General features: G+C 69.3%; 12 protein-coding genes and 1 tRNA gene. 3 read left to right on the forward strand and 10 right to left on the reverse strand.

Going from position 1 to position 17,318, the window contains the following annotated elements; translation table 11 throughout:
* The first annotated feature begins 122 nt into the window (after positions 1 to 122).
* Positions 123 to 3,626, forward strand: a complete 3,504-nt coding sequence (locus tag D3A59_RS15965; RefSeq protein ID WP_119156027.1) for a pyruvate carboxylase — start codon at positions 123 to 125, stop codon at positions 3,624 to 3,626.
* A gap of 228 nt (positions 3,627 to 3,854) precedes the next feature.
* Here the strand turns inward: D3A59_RS15965 and D3A59_RS15970 are convergent, their stop codons facing one another.
* The 7 genes from D3A59_RS15970 to rimP form a co-directional block, all read right to left on the reverse strand.
* On the reverse strand, positions 3,855 to 4,778 hold the full coding sequence (locus D3A59_RS15970) for a DMT family transporter (RefSeq protein WP_119156029.1): 924 nt from the start codon (positions 4,776 to 4,778) through the stop codon (positions 3,855 to 3,857).
* Positions 4,779 to 4,938: 160 nt separating this feature from the next.
* A complete protein-coding gene (gene typA / locus D3A59_RS15975; RefSeq protein WP_119156031.1) occupies positions 4,939 to 6,768 on the reverse strand; it encodes a translational GTPase TypA in 1,830 nt (609 codons plus the stop codon).
* 26 nt (positions 6,769 to 6,794) lie between these two features.
* Positions 6,795 to 7,856: a tRNA pseudouridine(55) synthase TruB gene (gene truB / locus D3A59_RS15980; protein ID WP_240636082.1), complete on the reverse strand. Its 1,062-nt coding sequence runs from the start codon at positions 7,854 to 7,856 to the stop codon at positions 6,795 to 6,797.
* Between the two features lie 10 nt (positions 7,857 to 7,866).
* Positions 7,867 to 8,241, reverse strand: coding sequence for a 30S ribosome-binding factor RbfA (rbfA, locus tag D3A59_RS15985; protein WP_119156033.1), 375 nt, complete (start codon positions 8,239 to 8,241; stop codon positions 7,867 to 7,869).
* A gap of 97 nt (positions 8,242 to 8,338) precedes the next feature.
* Positions 8,339 to 11,269, reverse strand: a complete 2,931-nt coding sequence (gene infB / locus D3A59_RS15990; protein WP_119156035.1) for a translation initiation factor IF-2 — start codon at positions 11,267 to 11,269, stop codon at positions 8,339 to 8,341.
* A gap of 65 nt (positions 11,270 to 11,334) precedes the next feature.
* Positions 11,335 to 12,813: a transcription termination factor NusA gene (nusA, locus tag D3A59_RS15995; protein WP_119156037.1), complete on the reverse strand. Its 1,479-nt coding sequence runs from the start codon at positions 12,811 to 12,813 to the stop codon at positions 11,335 to 11,337.
* Entirely contained in the window at positions 12,810 to 13,361 is a 552-nt protein-coding gene (gene rimP, locus D3A59_RS16000; RefSeq protein WP_119156128.1) for a ribosome maturation factor RimP, read from the reverse strand. Before rimP ends, nusA begins: the two co-directional genes overlap by 4 nt.
* A gap of 448 nt (positions 13,362 to 13,809) precedes the next feature.
* Between rimP and fabI the strand changes: the two genes are divergently transcribed.
* On the forward strand, positions 13,810 to 14,610 hold the full coding sequence (gene fabI / locus D3A59_RS16005; protein WP_119156039.1) for an enoyl-ACP reductase FabI: 801 nt from the start codon (positions 13,810 to 13,812) through the stop codon (positions 14,608 to 14,610).
* Positions 14,611 to 14,749: 139 nt separating this feature from the next.
* On the opposite strand, the gene D3A59_RS16010 is transcribed toward fabI, so the two are convergent.
* Together D3A59_RS16010 and D3A59_RS16015 are read right to left on the reverse strand one after the other, a co-directional pair.
* A tRNA-Ser gene (locus D3A59_RS16010) sits at positions 14,750 to 14,842 on the reverse strand.
* 37 nt (positions 14,843 to 14,879) lie between these two features.
* Positions 14,880 to 16,145 carry an aspartate kinase gene (locus tag D3A59_RS16015; protein ID WP_119156041.1) on the reverse strand — a complete coding sequence of 422 codons (1,266 nt, stop codon included), beginning with the start codon at positions 16,143 to 16,145 and terminating at the stop codon, positions 14,880 to 14,882.
* Between the two features lie 143 nt (positions 16,146 to 16,288).
* Here D3A59_RS16015 and D3A59_RS16020 point away from each other — a divergent pair, with 143 nt between their 5' ends.
* Positions 16,289 to 16,879, forward strand: coding sequence for a TIGR00730 family Rossman fold protein (locus D3A59_RS16020; protein ID WP_119156043.1), 591 nt, complete (start codon positions 16,289 to 16,291; stop codon positions 16,877 to 16,879).
* 82 nt (positions 16,880 to 16,961) lie between these two features.
* On the opposite strand, the gene D3A59_RS16025 is transcribed toward D3A59_RS16020, so the two are convergent.
* Entirely contained in the window at positions 16,962 to 17,300 is a 339-nt protein-coding gene (locus D3A59_RS16025) for a P-II family nitrogen regulator (protein WP_119156045.1), read from the reverse strand.
* Positions 17,301 to 17,318 lie beyond the last annotated feature (18 nt).

The raw sequence follows: 17,318 nt of genomic DNA on the forward strand, positions 1-17,318 counted from the left end.
CCGGCACCTCCACCCCGGTCAGGCACTGGGTCGAGGTGCTCGACGAGGCGCTCGAGGCCCGGCCCCCGGTCCGCCCCTGAGCGGGCCGGCAGATCCGTTTTCCCATCTCTTCCTCCGCCTCCATGAACCACAACCCCATCCGCTCGCTGCTGATCGCCAACCGCTCCGAGATCGCGATCCGCGTGATGCGCGCCGCCTCCGAGATGCGCATCCGCACCGTGGCGATCTACTCGCAGCAGGACCGCCACGCGCTGCACCGCTTCAAGGCCGACGAGAGCTACCTCGTCGGCGAGGGCAGGAAGCCGCTGGCGGCCTACCTCGACGGCGAGGACGTGCTGCGCATCGCGCGCCAGGCAGGCGTGGACGCGATCCACCCGGGCTACGGCTTTCTCTCCGAGAACCCGGACTTCGCCGAGGCCGTCATCGCCGCCGGCATCCGCTGGGTCGGCCCCTCGCCCGAGGTGATGAGGACGCTCGGCAACAAGGTCGCCGCGCGCCATGCGGCGGTGGAGGCCGGCGTGCCGGTGATGCCCGCGACGCCCCCGCTGCCGCGCGAGCTGGATGCGTGCATCGCGATGGCCGAGCTGATCGGCTTTCCCGTGATGCTCAAGGCGAGCTGGGGCGGCGGCGGGCGCGGGATGCGCGTGATCGAGTCGGCAGCCGAGCTGCCCGTGGCGCTGGAGGCCGCGCGCCGCGAGGCGCTGGCCGCCTTCGGCAACGACGAGGTCTACTTCGAGAAGCTGATCCGCCGCGCACGCCACGTCGAGGTGCAGATCCTCGGCGACCTGCACGGCAACGTCGTGCACCTGCACGAGCGCGACTGCACCGTGCAGCGGCGCAACCAGAAGGTGGTCGAGCGCGCGCCCGCGCCGTATCTCGATGCGCCAGCCCGCGCCCAGCTGTGCGACCACGCGCTGCGCCTGATGCGCCGGGTCGGCTACACCCATGCCGGCACGGTCGAATTCCTGATGGACGCCGACACGGGCAAGAGCTACTTCATCGAGGTCAACCCGCGCATCCAGGTCGAGCACACCGTCACCGAGATGATCACGGGCGTGGACATCGTCAAGGCGCAGATCCGCATCACCGAGGGCGGGCACATCGGCGTGGCCGAGGGCGCCAACGGCGAGCTGCACCCCACCGGCGTGCCGGTGCAGGAGGCGATCCCGCTCAACGGCCACGCGCTGCAGTGCCGCGTCACCACCGAGGACCCGGAGAACGGCTTCCTGCCCGACTATGGGCGGCTCGCCGCCTACCGCAGCGCTTCGGGCTTCGGCATCCGGCTCGACGCGGGCACGGCCTACGGCGGTGCGGTCATCACGCCCTACTACGACTCGCTGCTGGTCAAGGTCACGGCCTGGGCGCCGACCGCGGGCGAGACCGTCTCGCGCATGGACCGGGCCCTTCGCGAGTTCCGCATCCGCGGCGTCGCGACCAACCTGCAGTTCCTCGAGAACGTGATCAACCACCCGGCCTTCGCCGCCGGGGACATCACCACGCGCTTCATCGAGAACACGCCCGAGCTGCTGGAGTTCACCGCACGGCGCGACCGCGCCACGAAGCTGCTGAGCTTCCTCGGCGAGGTGGCGGTCAACGGCAACCCGGAGGTCAAGGGCCGCGTGCTGCCTGCCCTGCCCTTGCCGAAGCCCGTGTTGCCGAAGCCGGACCTCAACGCGCCGGTGCCCCCCGGCACGCGCGACCGGCTCAAGGCACTCGGCCCCGAGAAGTTCGTGCAGTGGATGCTCGAGGAGCGCCGCGTGCTGGTGACGGACACGACGATGCGCGACGCGCACCAGTCGCTGCTGGCCACGCGCATGCGCACCGCCGACATGCTGCCGATCGCGCCGCACTACGCCCGGGAGCTGTCGCAGCTGTTCTCGCTGGAGTGCTGGGGCGGCGCGACCTTCGACGTGGCGATGCGCTTCCTGAAGGAGGACCCCTGGCAGCGCCTGGCGCAGCTGCGCGAGCGCATCCCGAACGTGCTGTTCCAGATGCTGCTGCGCGGCTCCAACGCGGTGGGCTACGCCAGCTACCCCGACAACGTGGTGCGCCACTTCGTGCAGCAGGCCGCCAGCCAGGGCATCGACCTGTTCCGCGTCTTCGACTCGCTCAACTGGGTCGAGAACATGCGCGTGGCGATCGACGCGGTGCGCGAGGCCGGCGCCTTGGCCGAGGGCACGATCTGCTACAGCGGCGACCTGTTCGACGCCACGCGGCCGAAGTACGACCTGAAGTACTACGTCGGCATCGCGCGCGAGCTGCAGAGGGCGGGCGTGCACATCCTCGCCATCAAGGACATGGCCGGCATCTGCCGCCCGAAGGCCGTGGCCGCGCTCGTGAAGGCGCTCAAGGAGGAGACCGGGCTGCCGCTGCACTTCCACACCCACGACACCAGCGGCATTGCGGCAGCCTCGGTGCTGGCCGCCATCGACGCGGGCTGTGACGCGGTGGACGGCGCGCTCGACGCGATGAGCGGGCTGACCTCGCAGCCCAACCTCTCGTCGATTGCCGCAGCGCTCGCCGGCACCGAGCGCGACCCGGGCCTGAGCCAGCACGCGCTGCACGAGGCCTCGACCTACTGGGAGGGCGTGCGGCGCTTCTACGCACCCTTCGAGTCCGAGATCCGCTCCGGCACCGCCGACGTCTACCGCCATGAGATGCCGGGCGGCCAGTACACCAACCTGCGCGAGCAGGCCCGCGCGCTCGGCCTGGCGCACCGCTGGAGCGAGATCTCGCAGGCCTACGCGGACGTGAACCAGATGTTCGGCGACATCGTCAAGGTCACGCCCACCTCCAAGGTGGTCGGGGACATGGCGCTGATGATGGTGGCCAACGACCTCACGCCCGCCGACGTGTTGAGCCCCTCGCGCGAGGTGGCCTTCCCGGAGTCGGTGGTGTCGCTCTTCAAGGGCGAGCTGGGCTTCCCGCCCGACGGCTTCCCGCCCTCGCTCGGCCGCAAGGTGCTCAGGCTCGGCCCCAACGACATGCCGCCCCGGCCCTACCGCCCGGGCGACTGGCTGGAGCCCGCGGACCTGGAGGCGGTGCGCGCCCAGGCCGAGCGCGAGTGCGGGCAGCCGATCGGCGACACCGAGCTCGCCTCGTACCTGATGTACCCCAAGGTCACGCGCGACTTCCTCGCCCACCAGCGCCAGTACGGCGACACCTCGATCCTGCCCACGCCGGTGTTCTTCTACGGGCCGCAGCCGCAGCAGGAGATGGCGCTGGAGATCGACCCGGGCAAGACGCTGCTGGTGGCGCTGCAGACGGTGGCGCCCGACGGCGACGCGGCGCACAAGGTGCAGTTCGAGCTCAACGGGCAGTCGCGCACGGTGCGCGTGGCGCGGCCCGAGGCTGCGGGGGCCGCGAAAGGGCGGCCCACCGCCGATGCGACCAATCCCTGGCATGTCGCGGCACCGATGCCCGGCGCCATTGTCAGCGTGGCGGTGCAGCCCGGGCAGCGCATCAGTGCGGGCGCGACGCTTCTGGCGCTGGAGGCGATGAAGATGGAGACGCACGTGACGGCCGAGCGCGACGCGGAGGTCGAGGCGGTGCTCGTCGCGCCCGGCGACCGTGTCCAGGCCAAGGACCTGCTCATCGTGCTGCGGGCGCCCGCCCCGGGGGCTTGAGAGCCCGGCCACAGGACGCCCCGGCCGCGGCGGTGCGAAGCCGCTTCGCCCCCCCTCACTCACAGGGTGCCGGTACCCCCGAAGACGGGCGATCCTTCGTTCGCCACCTCTCCTGGGTGTGCTCCAGTCAGTGAGAAGCGTTGAGCCCCGGCACCCGCCGGGGCTTTTTTTTCGCCATCCCGGGCCCCGCCGGGATCGCGCCACGGGCGCCGCCTGCGTGGGAGGCGCTCAGCTCAGCGGCACCGCGGTGTCGGACGAGGATTCCTGCAGCCGCGCGCGGGCGGCGCGTTCCCGCAGGCCGAGCCATTCGTTGCCCACCAGCGCCGCGAGCACCAGCGTGCCGCCGCCGAGCACCGCGAGCGAGGGCTCCTCGCCGGCGCCGAGCCAGGCCCAGGCCACGCCGAACACCACCTCCAGCAGCGACAGCAGCGCGATCTCCGGCGCGGGCAGCACGCGCGCGAGGCGTACCGCGATCAGGCAGGGGATCGCGAGCTGGAACACGCCCAGGCCGGCGAGCAGGCCGAGGTCGTGCGCGGAGGCCTGCAGCGGCCAGGCGAGCGGCAGGCTCGCAAGCGAGGACAGCACGGCGCCGATCAGCACCGCCGGCAGCAGGTCCGGCGGCCGGGCGCCACCGGCCCGGGCGGAGGACGCGTGGTGGCTGATGTGCTGCGTAATGGTCCAGTTCACCGCGGCAGCCAGCGGCACGCCGAGCGCGACCAGCGTGCCGAGCAGGTGCCGGGCGTCGCCGCCGCCCGCCTCGCGGCCGTACATCCATGCGATGCCGAGCCCCGCCACCGCGATAGCGCCCCAGGTCCGCGCCGGCAGCCGGTGGCCGAGCGCGGCGCGCGCCAGCAGCGAGGTCGCCAGCGGCGCGAGCGCCATCGTCACGAGCACGTTGGCGACCGTCGTCAACGACAGCGCCAGCATGAAGCACGTGAACATCACGCCCCAGCAGGCGCCTGCCGCCCACACCGGCCAGCCGCTGCGGAACAGGCTGCGCCACAGCCCCCGACCCTGCATCGCGCCGAGCGCGACGACGAGGAAGGCGGCGTTGAAGAAGCTGCGCCAGAAGGTGATCTCGAAGCTACGCGCCGCCTCGAGCTGGCGCGTCACCAGCCCCGCGATGCTCCACAGCAGCGTGACCCCGACCATGGCCCAGACGGCATGCCGATGGGAAAGCGACGGCGAAGAAACCCTGTCCACATCCGACCCCCGGAAAACGAAACGGCCCGCCGACTGCAAAGCCGGCGGGCCGCCACGGGAAGGGGGAGAGGCGCTGCGCACCCCTGCCCCGACTCGACGGGAAACGCGCTTACGCGGCTTCGCGCTGTGCGCGCTTGCGCTCGTGCTCCGCCAGGAAGCGCTTGCGCAGGCGGATCGACTTCGGCGTGATCTCGACCAGCTCGTCGTCCTCGATGAACTCGACGCCGTACTCCAGCGTCAGGTCGATCGGCGGCGTGATCTTGATCGCGTCTTCCTTGCCGCTGACGCGGAAGTTGGTCAGCTGCTTGGTGCGCGTGGCGTTGACGACGAGGTCGTTGTCGCGGCTGTGGATGCCGACGATCATGCCTTCGTACACCGGGTCGCCCGCCTTGACGAACATGCGGCCGCGATCATCCAGCTTGCCCAGCGCGTAGGTGAAGATCTCGCCCGCGTCCATCGAGATCAGCACGCCGTTCTTGCGGCTGGCGATCTCGCCCTTGTGCGGCTCGTAGCCGTCGAAGATGTTGGAGATCAGGCCCGAGCCGCGCGTCAGGTTCAGGAACTCGTTGCTGAAGCCGATCAGGCCCCGCGCCGGGATGCGGTACTCCAGGCGCACGCGGCCGCGGCCGTCCGGCTCCATGTTCACGAGCTCGCCCTTGCGCTCGCCGAGCGCCTGCATCACGCCACCCTGGTGGCCTTCCTCGATGTCGGCGGTGACCATCTCGATCGGCTCGCACTTGACGCCGTCGATTTCCTGGAACACCACGCGCGGCTTGGAGACGGCCAGTTCGTAGCCCTCGCGGCGCATGTTCTCCAGCAGGATGGTCAGGTGCAGTTCGCCCCGGCCCGAGACCTCGAAGACGCCGTCCTCGTCGGTCTCCTTCACGCGCAGCGCGACGTTGTGCTGCAGCTCCTTCTGCAGGCGGTCCCAGATCTGGCGGCTGGTGACGAACTTGCCCTCGCGGCCGGCGAGCGGCGAGGTGTTGACGCAGAAGTTCATCGTCAGCGTCGGCTCGTCGACCTTCAGCATCGGCAGCGGCGTCGGGTTGGCCGGATCGGTCACGGTCACGCCGATGCCGATCTCGTTGATGCCGTTGATCAGCACGATGTCGCCGGGGCCGGCCTCGGTGACCTGCACGCGGTCCAGGCCCTGGAAGGTCAGCACCTGGTTGACGCGACCCTTGACGGACTTGCCCTCCGGGCCCTCCATGACCAGCACGTCCATGCCGGGCTTGACGGTGCCCGCGCTGATGCGGCCCACGCCGATGCGGCCGACGAAGGTCGAGAAGTCGAGCGCGGAGATCTGCAGCTGCAGCGGCGCCGCCGGGTCGCCCTGGTGGGCCGGCACGTGCTTCAGGATGGTGTTGAACAGCGCCGACATGTCGGGGCCCCACTGCTCGCCCGGCGCGCCCTCTTCCAGCGAGGTCCAGCCGTTGATGCCCGAGGCGTAGACCACGGGGAAGTCGAGCTGCTCGTCGGTGGCGCCGAGCTTGTCGAACAGGTCGAACGCGGCGTTGATCACGGCGTCGGGCTTGGCACCCGGCTTGTCCACCTTGTTGACCACGACGATGGGCTTCAAGCCCAGCGCGAGCGCCTTCTTGGTCACGAAGCGCGTCTGCGGCATCGGGCCTTCCTGCGCGTCGATCAGCAGCACCACGCCGTCGACCATGGAGAGCGCGCGCTCGACCTCGCCGCCGAAGTCCGCGTGCCCCGGGGTGTCGACGATGTTGATGTGGGTGCCTTCCCAGCTCACGGCGCAGTTCTTGGCCAGGATCGTGATGCCGCGCTCGCGCTCGATGGCGTTGTTGTCCATCACGGTGTCGACCACCTTCTCGTGGTCGGCGAAGGTGCCCGACTGCCGCAGCAGCTGGTCGACCATGGTGGTCTTGCCATGGTCGACGTGGGCGATGATGGCGATGTTGCGAATCTGTTTGCTCATGGGATGGCTCTGTGGCCCGGGCCGTTTCAGGCGTCGGGCGCGGTGTCGAATCCAGGGGGTGAATCGGGTCGAGTAAGGAGGCCCTGGACCTCCAGCGGACTCAACAGCCGCGTTGAAATCAGTTCTCCGGCCCGCACGCTCGCGCTGCCGAGGAAGGCCCGGGGCTCGGGGCCGTAGACGCGCACCTGCGCCGCATCCGGCAACGCCACGCGCCGGCGCATGCCGGACAGGAAGCGCCCCGCCTCCTCGGCCGACAGCCGCAGCTGCGGCCAGTCGGCCAGCAGTGCGTCCGGCGGCAGCAGCAGCGCCTCGCGCCCGGCTTCGCTCATCGCCTCGAGGGCCTCCAGCGTCACTGCGCCGGCCAGCGTCAGCGCGCCGCTGCCGGTGCGGCGCAGCGCGCTCAGATGCGCCCCGCAGCCTAAGGCTTCCCCGATGTCCTCGGCGAGCGTACGGATGTAAGTCCCCTTGCTGCACAGGACGTCGATCACGAGGCGTTCATCCTGCCACTCGACGATGTCGATGCGATGAATCGTGACGCGCCGCGTCTCGCGCTCGAGCTCGATGCCGGCGCGCGCGTACTCGTAGAGGGGCTTGCCGTCGCGCTTGAGCGCCGAGTACATCGGCGGCAGCTGCTCGATCGGGCCGGTGAAGCGCGCGCAGGCGGCGTCGATCGCCTCCCGCGTCGCCGCGACCGGGCGCGTCCTCAGCACCTCGCCCTCGGCGTCGCCGGTGGTCGTCGTCTCGCCGAGCTTCAGCGTGGCCCGGTAGGCCTTGTCGGCGTCGAGGCTGACCTGCGAGAACTTGGTCGCCGCACCGAAACAGAGCGGCAGCAGGCCGGTGGCCATCGGGTCGAGCGTGCCGGTGTGCCCGGCCTTCTCGGCGCGCAGCAGGCGCTTGGCCTTCTGCAGCGCGTCGTTGCTCGACAGGCCCAGCGGCTTGTCGAGCAGCAGCACGCCGTGCAGCGCGCGGCGCGGCACGCGCGGGCGCTGCGGCTGCGAGCCCTTCGGCGCACGCGCACGCGGCTGCGCCGCGGCGGAAGCCTCGGCTCCGGTCGCGGGCGAATCCTGCATCGGGCGTGCGTCGTCCATGCTCACTGCCTCACTGCTCGTCGGCGTCGCGGGCGCGCGTGGCGTTGGCGCGGTTGATCAGCGCATTGAGGTCCGCCGCGCGCTCGGTGGTGCGGTCGAACACGAAGTGCAGCGTCGGCACGGTATGGATCTGCAGCCGCTTGAACAGGCTGTTACGCAGGAAGCCGGCCGCCTCGTTCAGCGCCGTCTCGGTCTCCTCGGCATCGCCGACGAGCAGCGAGAAGAAGATCTTGGCATGCGCGTAGTCGGGCGTGACCTCGACCGCGTTGATCGTGACCATGCCGACGCGGGGGTCCTTGAGGTCGCGGATCAGCTCGGCCACGTCGCGCTGGATCTGGTCCGCGACGCGGAAGCTGCGGTTGGGAGTCGATTTCTTGTGTCGCATCTCACACCTCTCGCTGGAGAAGGGAGCCCTGAAAGCGACCGGACCCCGCCCTTTTCATGGGGCGGGGTCCGGTCGCTTCGCAGGACTGGGCGCCGCCTTACAGCGTGCGTGCCACTTCCTTGATCTCGAAGAACTCGAGCTGGTCGCCTTCGGCGATGTCGTTGTAGTTGCGGATGTTCAGGCCGCACTCGAAGTTCTCGCGCACTTCCTTGACGTCGTCCTTGAAGCGCTTGAGCGAATCGAGCTCGCCCGTGAAGACCACCACGTTGTCGCGCAGCAGGCGCAGGCGCGCCGTGCGGCGGACGATGCCGGAGGTGACCATGCAACCCGCGATCGCGCCGACCTTCGACGAGCGGAAGACCTGGCGGATCTCCGCGGTGCCGATGACCTCCTCGCGCTGCTCGGGCGCCAGCATGCCGGACATCGCTGCCTTCACGTCATCCACGGCGTCGTAGATGATGTTGTAGTAGCGCAGGTCGACGCCGTTGTTCTCCGCGAGCTTGCGTGCACCCGCATCGGCGCGCACGTTGAAGCCGACGATGACCGCCTTCGACGCGATCGCGAGGTTGACGTCCGATTCGCTGATGCCGCCGACCGCGGCGTGCACCACCTGCACCCGCACCTCGTCGGTGGAGAGCTTGAGCAGCGACGAGGCCAGCGCCTCCTGCGAGCCCTGCACGTCGGCCTTGATGATCAGCGGCAGCGTCTGCACGTCGCCCTGGCCCATCTGCTCGAACATGTTCTCGAGCTTGGCGGCCTGCTGCTTGGCCAGCTTCACGTCGCGGAACTTGCCCTGGCGGAACAGCGCGATCTCGCGTGCCTTGCGCTCGTCGGCCAGCACCATGAACTCGTCGCCGGCCTGCGGCACCTCGGTGAGGCCCTGGATCTCGACGGGGATCGACGGGCCGGCTTCCTGAGTCGGCTTGCCGTTCTCGTCGAGCATCGCCCGCACCCGGCCGTAGCTCGAGCCCGCCAGCACGATGTCGCCGCGCTTGAGCGTGCCGGACTGCACGAGGACCGTCGCGACCGGGCCGCGGCCCTTGTCGAGCTTGGCCTCGATCACGAGACCCTTGGCCGGCGCGTCCTTCGCCGCGGTCAGCTCCAGCACCTCGGCCTGCAGCAGCACCTGCTCGAGCAGGTCGTCGATGCCCTGGCCGGTCCGCGCCGACACCGGCACGAAGGGCGAGTCGCCGCCGAAGTCCTCGGGCACGACCTGCTCGGCCACCAGCTCGCTCTTGACGCGCTCGACGTTGGCGTCGGGCTTGTCGATCTTGTTCATCGCGACGACGATCGGCACGCCGGCCGCCTTCGCGTGGTGGATCGCCTCGCGCGTCTGCGGCATCACGCCGTCGTCGGCCGCGACCACCAGGATCACGATGTCGGTGGCCTTGGCACCGCGGGCGCGCATCGCCGTGAAGGCGGCGTGGCCCGGGGTGTCGAGGAAGGTGATCGTGCCGCGCGGCGTGTCGACGTGGTAGGCGCCGATGTGCTGCGTGATGCCGCCCGCCTCGCCCGCTGCGACGCGGGAGCGGCGGATGTAGTCCAGCAGCGAGGTCTTGCCGTGGTCGACGTGGCCCATCACGGTCACGACCGGTGCGCGCGGCAGCTGCTCGTAGTCCTGCGCCTTCTCGTCTTCCTCGAGGAAGGTCTCCGGGTCGTCCAGCTTGGCCGCGAAGGCCTTGTGGCCCATTTCCTCGACGAGGATCATGGCCGTTTCCTGGTCGAGCTGCTGGTTGATGGTGACCATCTGGCCCAGCTTCATCAGCTTCTTGATGACCTCGGAGGCCTTGACCGACATCTTGTGCGCGAGGTCCGCGACGCTGATGGTCTCGGGGACATGCACCTCGTAGACCTGCGCCTCGGACGGGGCGACGAAGTTCGACGCCGAGTCGTTGCGGTCGCCACGGCGGCCGCCAGCGCGACCGGCCGGTGCGCGCCAGCCACCCGGACGCGCCCCGCCCGTGTCGCCACGGGTCTTGAGCGCGCCGCGCTTCTTGGCGGCGTCGTCGGCCCAGCTCGACGACAGCTTCTCGGACTTGACCGACTTCTTGTCGCCGGGCTTGGCGGCACCGGCCGGCGCGGGCGCGGCTGCGCCCGGCTTCGGCGCGGCACCGGGAGCGGCGGCCGGCTTGTGGATCGTGCCCTTGATGCCTTCCTTGGGCGCCTCGGGCTTCTTCTCCTCTTCCGGCTTCTTCGCGACCATCACGCCCTTGCGGGGCGTGGCCATCATCGCGCGGATCGCCGCGGCCTCGGCCTCGGCGGCCTTGCGGCGGCGCTCCAGGTCGGCCAGGCGCTGCGCCTCGGCGGCCTCGACCTCGGCGGCCTTCACCACGCGCACGGCGGGCTTGGGCGGCTCGGCCGGCTTCGCGACCGGGGCGGGTGCGGGCGGCGGGGGCGCGGCGGGACGGCCGTTGTCGCCGCCCACGGTGGCGGTGGCGTTCTGCTTGGCGCGCGCGGCAGCGGCCTCGGCGGCGGCACGCGCGGCGGCCTCAGCGGCGGCGCGCTCGGCAGCCTCGCGCTCACGGCGCGCCTGCTCCTCGCGCTCGCGGCGCTCCTGCTCCTCGCGCTGGCGGCGCTGCTCGGCGAGCGCCTCCTCCTGCGCACGCAGGCGTTCGGCTTCCATGCGGGCCTCCTCTTCCTGGCGACGCAGCCGCTCCTCGGCTTCCGCCGCGGCCGCTTCTTCCGCCGCGAGGTCGGGCGCGCCGACGCCGCCGGCCACGGCCGGCTCGTCACGCTTCACGAACACGCGCTTCTTGCGCACCTCCACGGGGATGGTGCGTGCGCGACCGGTGGCATCGGCCTGCCGGATTTCTGTGGTCGATCTCTTGGTCAGGGTGATCTTCTTGCGATCGGCACCGCTGGTGCCGTGGGCGTTGCGTAGGTATTCGAGCAGACGTTCCTTGTCTGCATCTGTCAGCGAATCCTGCGGGGAAGCCTTCGCCACCCCGGCGGACTTGAGCTGCTCGAGCAGCGTCGTCGCGGGGCGGTTCAGCTCGGCAGCGAACTGAGCGACGGTGGTGACGGCCATTGTGTAGTCCTTGGCGAGCGGTGCTGTGTGCCTGTTGCGTGGTTCCGGGGGCGACGTCGTGCCGTTCAGGCGGTGAACCAGTGTTCACGCGCCTTCATGATCAGCGCCTTCGCCTGGGCGTCGGGCACCCCGGTGATCTCGGTGAGCTCGTCCACGGCCAGATCGGCGAGGTCGTCGCGGGTATGGATGCCCGCGCCCGCCAGCTTGGCGATCAGCTCCCCGTCGAGCCCGTCGAGATCGCGCAGATCCTGCGACACCTCGTCGAACCGCTCCTCTTTTGCGATTTCCATCGTCAACAGCACATCCTTGGCACGGTTGCGCAGTTCGTTGACGGTGTCCTCGTCGAAGGCTTCGATCTCGAGCATTTCCTGCAGCGGCACGTAGGCCACTTCCTCGAGGCTGGTGAAGCCTTCCTCGATCAGGATGTCGGCGACCTCCTGGTCCACGTCCAGCTTCTCCATGAAGAGCTGGCGGATGGCCCCGCTCTCCTCGGCCTGCTTGGCCTGGGATTCCTCGGCGGTCATGATGTTGATGCGCCAGCCGGTCAGCTCGGACGCGAGCCGAACGTTCTGGCCGCCTCGACCGATGGCGATGGCGAGGTTCTCCTCGTCCACCACCACGTCCATCGCGTGGCGCTCCTCGTCGACGACGATCGACTGCACGTTCGCCGGCGCGAGGGCACCGATCACAAATTGGGCCGGATCCTCGGACCACAAGACGATGTCGACGCGTTCGCCGGCCAACTCGTTCGTGACGCCGTTGACGCGCGAGCCGCGCACGCCGACGCAGGTGCCGATCGGGTCGACCCGCTTGTCGTGCGACAGCACCGCGATCTTGGCGCGCGAGCCGGGATCGCGTGCGCAGTTCTTGATCTCCAGCAGGCCCTGCTCGATCTCGGGAACCTCCTGGCGGAACAGCTCGATCATGAAGGCCGGGGCGCTTCTCGACAGCACGATCTGCGGGCCGCGCAGCGTCGGGTCGACCTCGAGGATGACCGCTCGCACGCGGTCGCCGGTGCGCAGGTTCTCCTTCGGGATCATCTCGGTGCGCTTCAGGCGCCCCTCGACGCGGCCCGACTCGACGATCAGGTCGCCCTTGTCCAGGCGCTTGACGGTGCCGACGAAGATCTTGTCGCCGCGGGCCAGGAAGTCGTTGAGCAGCTGCTCGCGCTCGGCGTCGCGGATCTTCTGCAGGATCACCTGCTTGGCGGCCTGCGCGCCGATGCGCCCGATCGGCACCGACTCCACCGATTCCTCGATGTAGTCGTCCACCTCGATGTCCGGGATCTGCTCGGCGGCCTCGAACAGCAGGATTTCCGACTCGGGCAGTTGCAGGCCGGCCTCGTCCGGCACCACGTGCCAGCGGCGGAAGGTCTCGTACTCGCCGGTGTCGCGGTCGATGGCGACGCGAATGTCCACCTCGCCCTCGTACAGCTTCTTGGTCGCGGAGGCGAGCGCCGCCTCCACGGCCCCGAACACCACCTCGCGGTCCACGCTCTTCTCACGCGAGATGGCGTCGACCAGCATCAACAGTTCGCGGTTCATTGCTCTTGACCTCCGTCTTTTTCTGCATCCGGCGCGGCAGCGTCGTCCGCCGCAGGCGCTGCGGTCGGCGGTGTCTGGAAGCGGCGGCCCTTGAAATCCACCACCGGCACGAGGCGTGCCTCGCGCACCTCGTCGAGCGTGAAGCCGAGCGCCTGCTCGACCTTGCCATCGGTCCAGACCAGGCGCCAGCCCTCGTCGGCCGCTTCCAGCACGCCGCGGTACTTCTTGCGATTCTGGAACGACTGCTTGAGCGTCACCTCGACCTCCTGGCCGACGAAGCGCTGGTAGTGCTCCGGCCGGCGCAGCGGCCGGTCGAGCCCGGGCGAGGACACCTCGAGCCGCTCGTAGGGCACGCCCTCGACTTCCAGCAGGTACTGCAGCTGGCGGGTGACCTTCTCGCAGTCGTCGACGGTGATGAACTCACCGTTCGGGTCGTCGGGCAGGCGGTCGATGAAGACCTGCAGCAGCCCGCGGCCGCTGCGCACGCAATCCACCAGGTCGTAGCCCAACCCGGTCACGGTGTTCTCCACCAAGGTTTGCCAACCCATGCGCTGCCCCATCCCCTGATCAGCCGGCGACGACGATTGCTCGTCCCCTCCCGGCATTCCACTCTCCGAACCGACGTTCCTGCGCTCTTTCAATCCTGCCCGCTCAATTGTGTAATGCCATGCAGGCGGCATGCCGGGCACTCCCGGCAAAAGCCCACCCCATCTGCTGCCTTGCCATTGCCTGCCTCGCCCGGAAAACCCACCCGAAGCGATCAAGCAAAAAAAATGGGCTGGATTGCTCCGCCCAAGCCGTTTTCTAGCGAAAGACGGATTGTACCAAGCAAGCGCCCCTCAAGCAAGGCAGGGCACGCTTGTCAAGCCCTGGACTTCCGCACGGGCTGCGCACCGCGTTCGGTGGCCGGCGGAGCGGATGATGCCTCATGATCCGCCCTGCCGCATCGCGGCGGCATGCGAGAATTCGCGCCGAATTTTCAGATCTGGAGAGAACATGGGATTTCTGGCGGGCAAACGCCTGTTGATCACCGGCTTGCTGTCCAACCGCTCGATCGCCTACGGCATCGCGCGCGCCTGCCGCCGCGAGGGCGCCGAACTGGCCTTCAGCTACGTCGGCGAGCGCTTCAAGGACCGCATCACGGAATTTGCACGGGAGTTCGACTCGGAACTGGTCTTCGACTGCGACGTCGGCAGCGACGAGCAGATCACCCGACTCTTTGCCGACCTCGGCCAGCACTGGCCGACCTTCGACGGCTTCGTGCACTCGATCGGCTTCGCGCCGCGCGAGGCGATCTCGGGCGAGTTCCTGGACGGCTTCTCGCGCGAGGCCTTCCGCACCGCGATGGACATCTCCGCGTACAGCTTCCCCGCGATGGCCAAGGCCGCGGCGCCGATGCTCAACGAGCGCGCCGCGCTGCTGACGCTGAGCTACCTCGGCGCGGTGCGCCACGTGCCGAGCTACAACACGATGGGCCTGGCGAAGGCGGCGCTCGAGTCGAGCGTGCGTTATCTGGCCGTGAACCTCGGCCTGAAGGGCGTGCGCGTCAACGGCATCTCCGCCGGGCCGATCAAGACGCTGGCGGCCTCGGGCATCAAGGGCTTCGGCAAGATCCTCGACGTGGTCGAGACCAACGCGCCGCTGCGCCGCAACGTGACGATCGACGACGTCGGCAACGTCGCAGCCTTCCTGATGTCGGACCTCGCGTCCGGCATCACGGCCGAGATCACCTACGTGGACGCCGGCTTCAGCCAGGTGATGGGCGGCGGCAGCGGCGGCCAGCCGCTCGAAGGCTGACCCTCCCGCCCCAGCACCCCGAACCCGCCCCGGCGGGTTTTTTCTTGCCCGGGCGCGCGAAGCAGGGGCGCCGCGAACGCGCAAGCGGCACCCGCAAAGGAAAATGCCCGCACAGCGGGCTGTGCGGGCATTCCTGGTCTGGCGGAGACGGAGGGATTCGAACCCTCGATGGAGTTTTTGACCCCATACTCCCTTAGCAGGGGAGCACCTTCGGCCTCTCGGTCACGTCTCCGAAGAAGGGCTATTCTAGCCGAGACTTCACGAAAAGATCAAGCGGCCTGGTCGAGATCGAAGGCCTTGTGCAGCGCGCGCACGGCGAGCTCCATGTACTTCTCGTCGATCACGACGCTGGTCTTGATCTCGGAGGTGGTGATCATCTGGATGTTGATGCCCTCCTCGCTCAGCGCGCGGAACATCTTGGCCGCGACGCCGGCGTGCGAGCGCATGCCGATGCCGACGATCGAGACCTTGCAGATCTTGGTGTCGCCGGTGACCTTCTCGGCGCCGAGCTGCGGCACGATCTGGCTGTTGAGCAGGTCGACCGTGCGCGCGTAGTCGTTGCGGTGCACGGTGAACGAGAAGTCGGTCTTGCCCTCGTGCGAGACGTTCTGGATGATCACGTCCACGTCGATATTGGCCTCGGCGACGCCGCCGAGGATCTGGTAGGCGATGCCGGGCTTGTCGGGCACGCCCATCACGGTGATCTTGGCCTCGTCGCGGTTGAACGCGATGCCGGACACAACGGCTTGTTCCATTTTCTCGTCTTCCTCAAAGGTGATCAGCGTTCCGGACTTCGCCTCTTCCTCGAGGTCGATGTCCCAGGGCGTGAAGCTCGACAGCACGCGCAGCGGCACCTTGTACTTGCCCGCGAACTCGACCGAGCGGATCTGCAGCACCTTGGAGCCGAGGCTGGCCATCTCCAGCATTTCCTCGAAGCTGATCGTGTGCAGGCGGCGCGCGTCGGGCACGATGCGCGGATCGGTCGTGTAGACGCCGTCGACATCGGTGTAGATCAGGCACTCGTCGGCCTTCATCGCGGCGGCGACCGCCACGGCCGAGGTGTCCGAGCCACCGCGGCCGAGCGTGGTGATGTGGCCTTCCGGGTCGATGCCCTGGAAGCCCGTGATCACCACCACCTTGCCGGCGGCGAGGTCGGCGCGCACGCGGACGTCGTCGATGCTCTCGATGCGCGCCTTCGTGAAGGCCGAATCGGTGCGCACCGGCACCTGCCAGCCGGCGTAGCTGACGGCTTCGAGCCCTTCGGCCTGCAGCGCCAGCGCCAGCAGGCCCACCGACACCTGCTCCCCGGTGGAGGCGATCATGTCGAGCTCACGCTGGTACTGCGCGCTGTGCACGCTCGGCGCCACGTCCTTGGCCAGGCCGAGCAGGCGGTTGGTTTCGCCGCTCATGGCCGAGGGGACGACGACCATCTGGTGGCCGGCCCGGTGCCATTTGGCGACGCGCTTGGCGACGTTCTTGATGCGCTCGGTCGAGCCCATCGACGTGCCGCCGTATTTGTGAACGATCAGTGCCATGGAGAGTGGTGTTGCGCGCTTCGAGGGTTGCAGAGGCTTTTTGCGGCGCAGTCGCAAAGCCCTCAATTATAGCCGCGCACCCTGCCGCCCTCCGCCGCGGCGGCCTCGCACTTTGTCACGGCGCACTGCCCCACAATCGCGGCATGACAACCCAGCCTTTTTCCCTCTGCGTGTACTGCGGCTCCCGCAACGGCGCCTTGCCCGACTACGAGGCGGCGGCCCGCGCGGTCGGCCGCGAGATCGGCCGCCGCGGCTGGCAGCTCGTCTACGGCGGCGGCAAGGTCGGCCTGATGGGCGCGGTGGCCGACGCGGTGCTCGACGCCGGCGGCCGCGCGGTGGGCGTGATCCCGCGCTCGCTGATGGACCGCGAGGTCGGCCACGCCGGCCTGCACGAGCTGCACGTGGTGGACACGATGCACCAGCGCAAGCAGATGATGGCCGAGCGCAGCGACGCCTTCCTCGCGCTGCCCGGCGGCATCGGCACCTTCGAGGAGCTGTTCGAGGTCTGGACCTGGCGCCAGCTCGGCTACCACGACAAGCCAATCGGGCTGCTCAACGCCGCCGGCTACTACGACGGCTTCGTCGACTTCATCGCGCACACGGTGCGCCAGGGCTTCCTGTCGCAGGCGCAGCAGGAGGTGCTGCTGAGCGGCACGGAGCCGGCGGAACTGCTCGAGCGCCTCGCCGCGCAGGCCGCGCGCGCCGACGCGCCCGACGACTACCGGCGCATCTGAGCCCCGCCCCGCCCCGGCCATGAAAAAGGCCCGCGCTCGGCGGGCCTTCTCTCGTGCGGGAGAGGGAGTCAGTCGGCTGCCCTCAGACCGCGTCCTCGTTCTGCTCGCCGGTGCGGATGCGCACCGCCTGCTCCACCGGCGTGACGAAGATCTTGCCGTCGCCGATCTTGCCGGTCTTGGCGGCGTTGACGATCGCCTCGATGCAGCGCTCCACCTCGCTCGAGCGCACCACCACCTCGATGCGCACCTTGGGCAGGAAGTCCACCACGTACTCGGCGCCGCGGTAGAGCTCGGTATGGCCCTTCTGGCGACCGAAGCCCTTGACCTCGGTGACCGTCAGGCCGGTCACGCCGACTTCCGCCAGCGCCTCGCGCACTTCCTCGAGCTTGAACGGTTTGATGATGGCGGTGATCAGCTTCATGGCACGGGCTCCGGGAAA

Origin of the sequence: Caldimonas tepidiphila (genome assembly GCF_003569765.1) — a bacterium.
In the GTDB taxonomy this organism is placed as follows: Bacteria; Pseudomonadota; Gammaproteobacteria; order Burkholderiales; family Burkholderiaceae_C; genus Caldimonas; species Caldimonas tepidiphila.

Excerpts from the sequence above, each read along its gene's own strand:
- D3A59_RS15965 (WP_119156027.1), top strand. The coding sequence starts at position 123 with ATGAACCACAACCCCATCCGCTCGCTGCTGATCGCCAACCGCTCCGAG.
- D3A59_RS15970 (WP_119156029.1), bottom strand. The coding sequence starts at position 4,778 with ATGGTCGGGGTCACGCTGCTGTGGAGCATCGCGGGGCTGGTGACGCGC.
- typA (WP_119156031.1), bottom strand. The coding sequence starts at position 6,768 with ATGAGCAAACAGATTCGCAACATCGCCATCATCGCCCACGTCGACCAT.
- truB (WP_240636082.1), bottom strand. The coding sequence starts at position 7,856 with ATGGACGACGCACGCCCGATGCAGGATTCGCCCGCGACCGGAGCCGAG.
- rbfA (WP_119156033.1), bottom strand. The coding sequence starts at position 8,241 with ATGCGACACAAGAAATCGACTCCCAACCGCAGCTTCCGCGTCGCGGAC.
- infB (WP_119156035.1), bottom strand. The coding sequence starts at position 11,269 with ATGGCCGTCACCACCGTCGCTCAGTTCGCTGCCGAGCTGAACCGCCCC.
- nusA (WP_119156037.1), bottom strand. The coding sequence starts at position 12,813 with ATGAACCGCGAACTGTTGATGCTGGTCGACGCCATCTCGCGTGAGAAG.
- rimP (WP_119156128.1), bottom strand. The coding sequence starts at position 13,361 with ATGGGTTGGCAAACCTTGGTGGAGAACACCGTGACCGGGTTGGGCTAC.
- fabI (WP_119156039.1), top strand. The coding sequence starts at position 13,810 with ATGGGATTTCTGGCGGGCAAACGCCTGTTGATCACCGGCTTGCTGTCC.
- D3A59_RS16015 (WP_119156041.1), bottom strand. The coding sequence starts at position 16,145 with ATGGCACTGATCGTTCACAAATACGGCGGCACGTCGATGGGCTCGACC.
- D3A59_RS16020 (WP_119156043.1), top strand. The coding sequence starts at position 16,289 with ATGACAACCCAGCCTTTTTCCCTCTGCGTGTACTGCGGCTCCCGCAAC.
- D3A59_RS16025 (WP_119156045.1), bottom strand. The coding sequence starts at position 17,300 with ATGAAGCTGATCACCGCCATCATCAAACCGTTCAAGCTCGAGGAAGTG.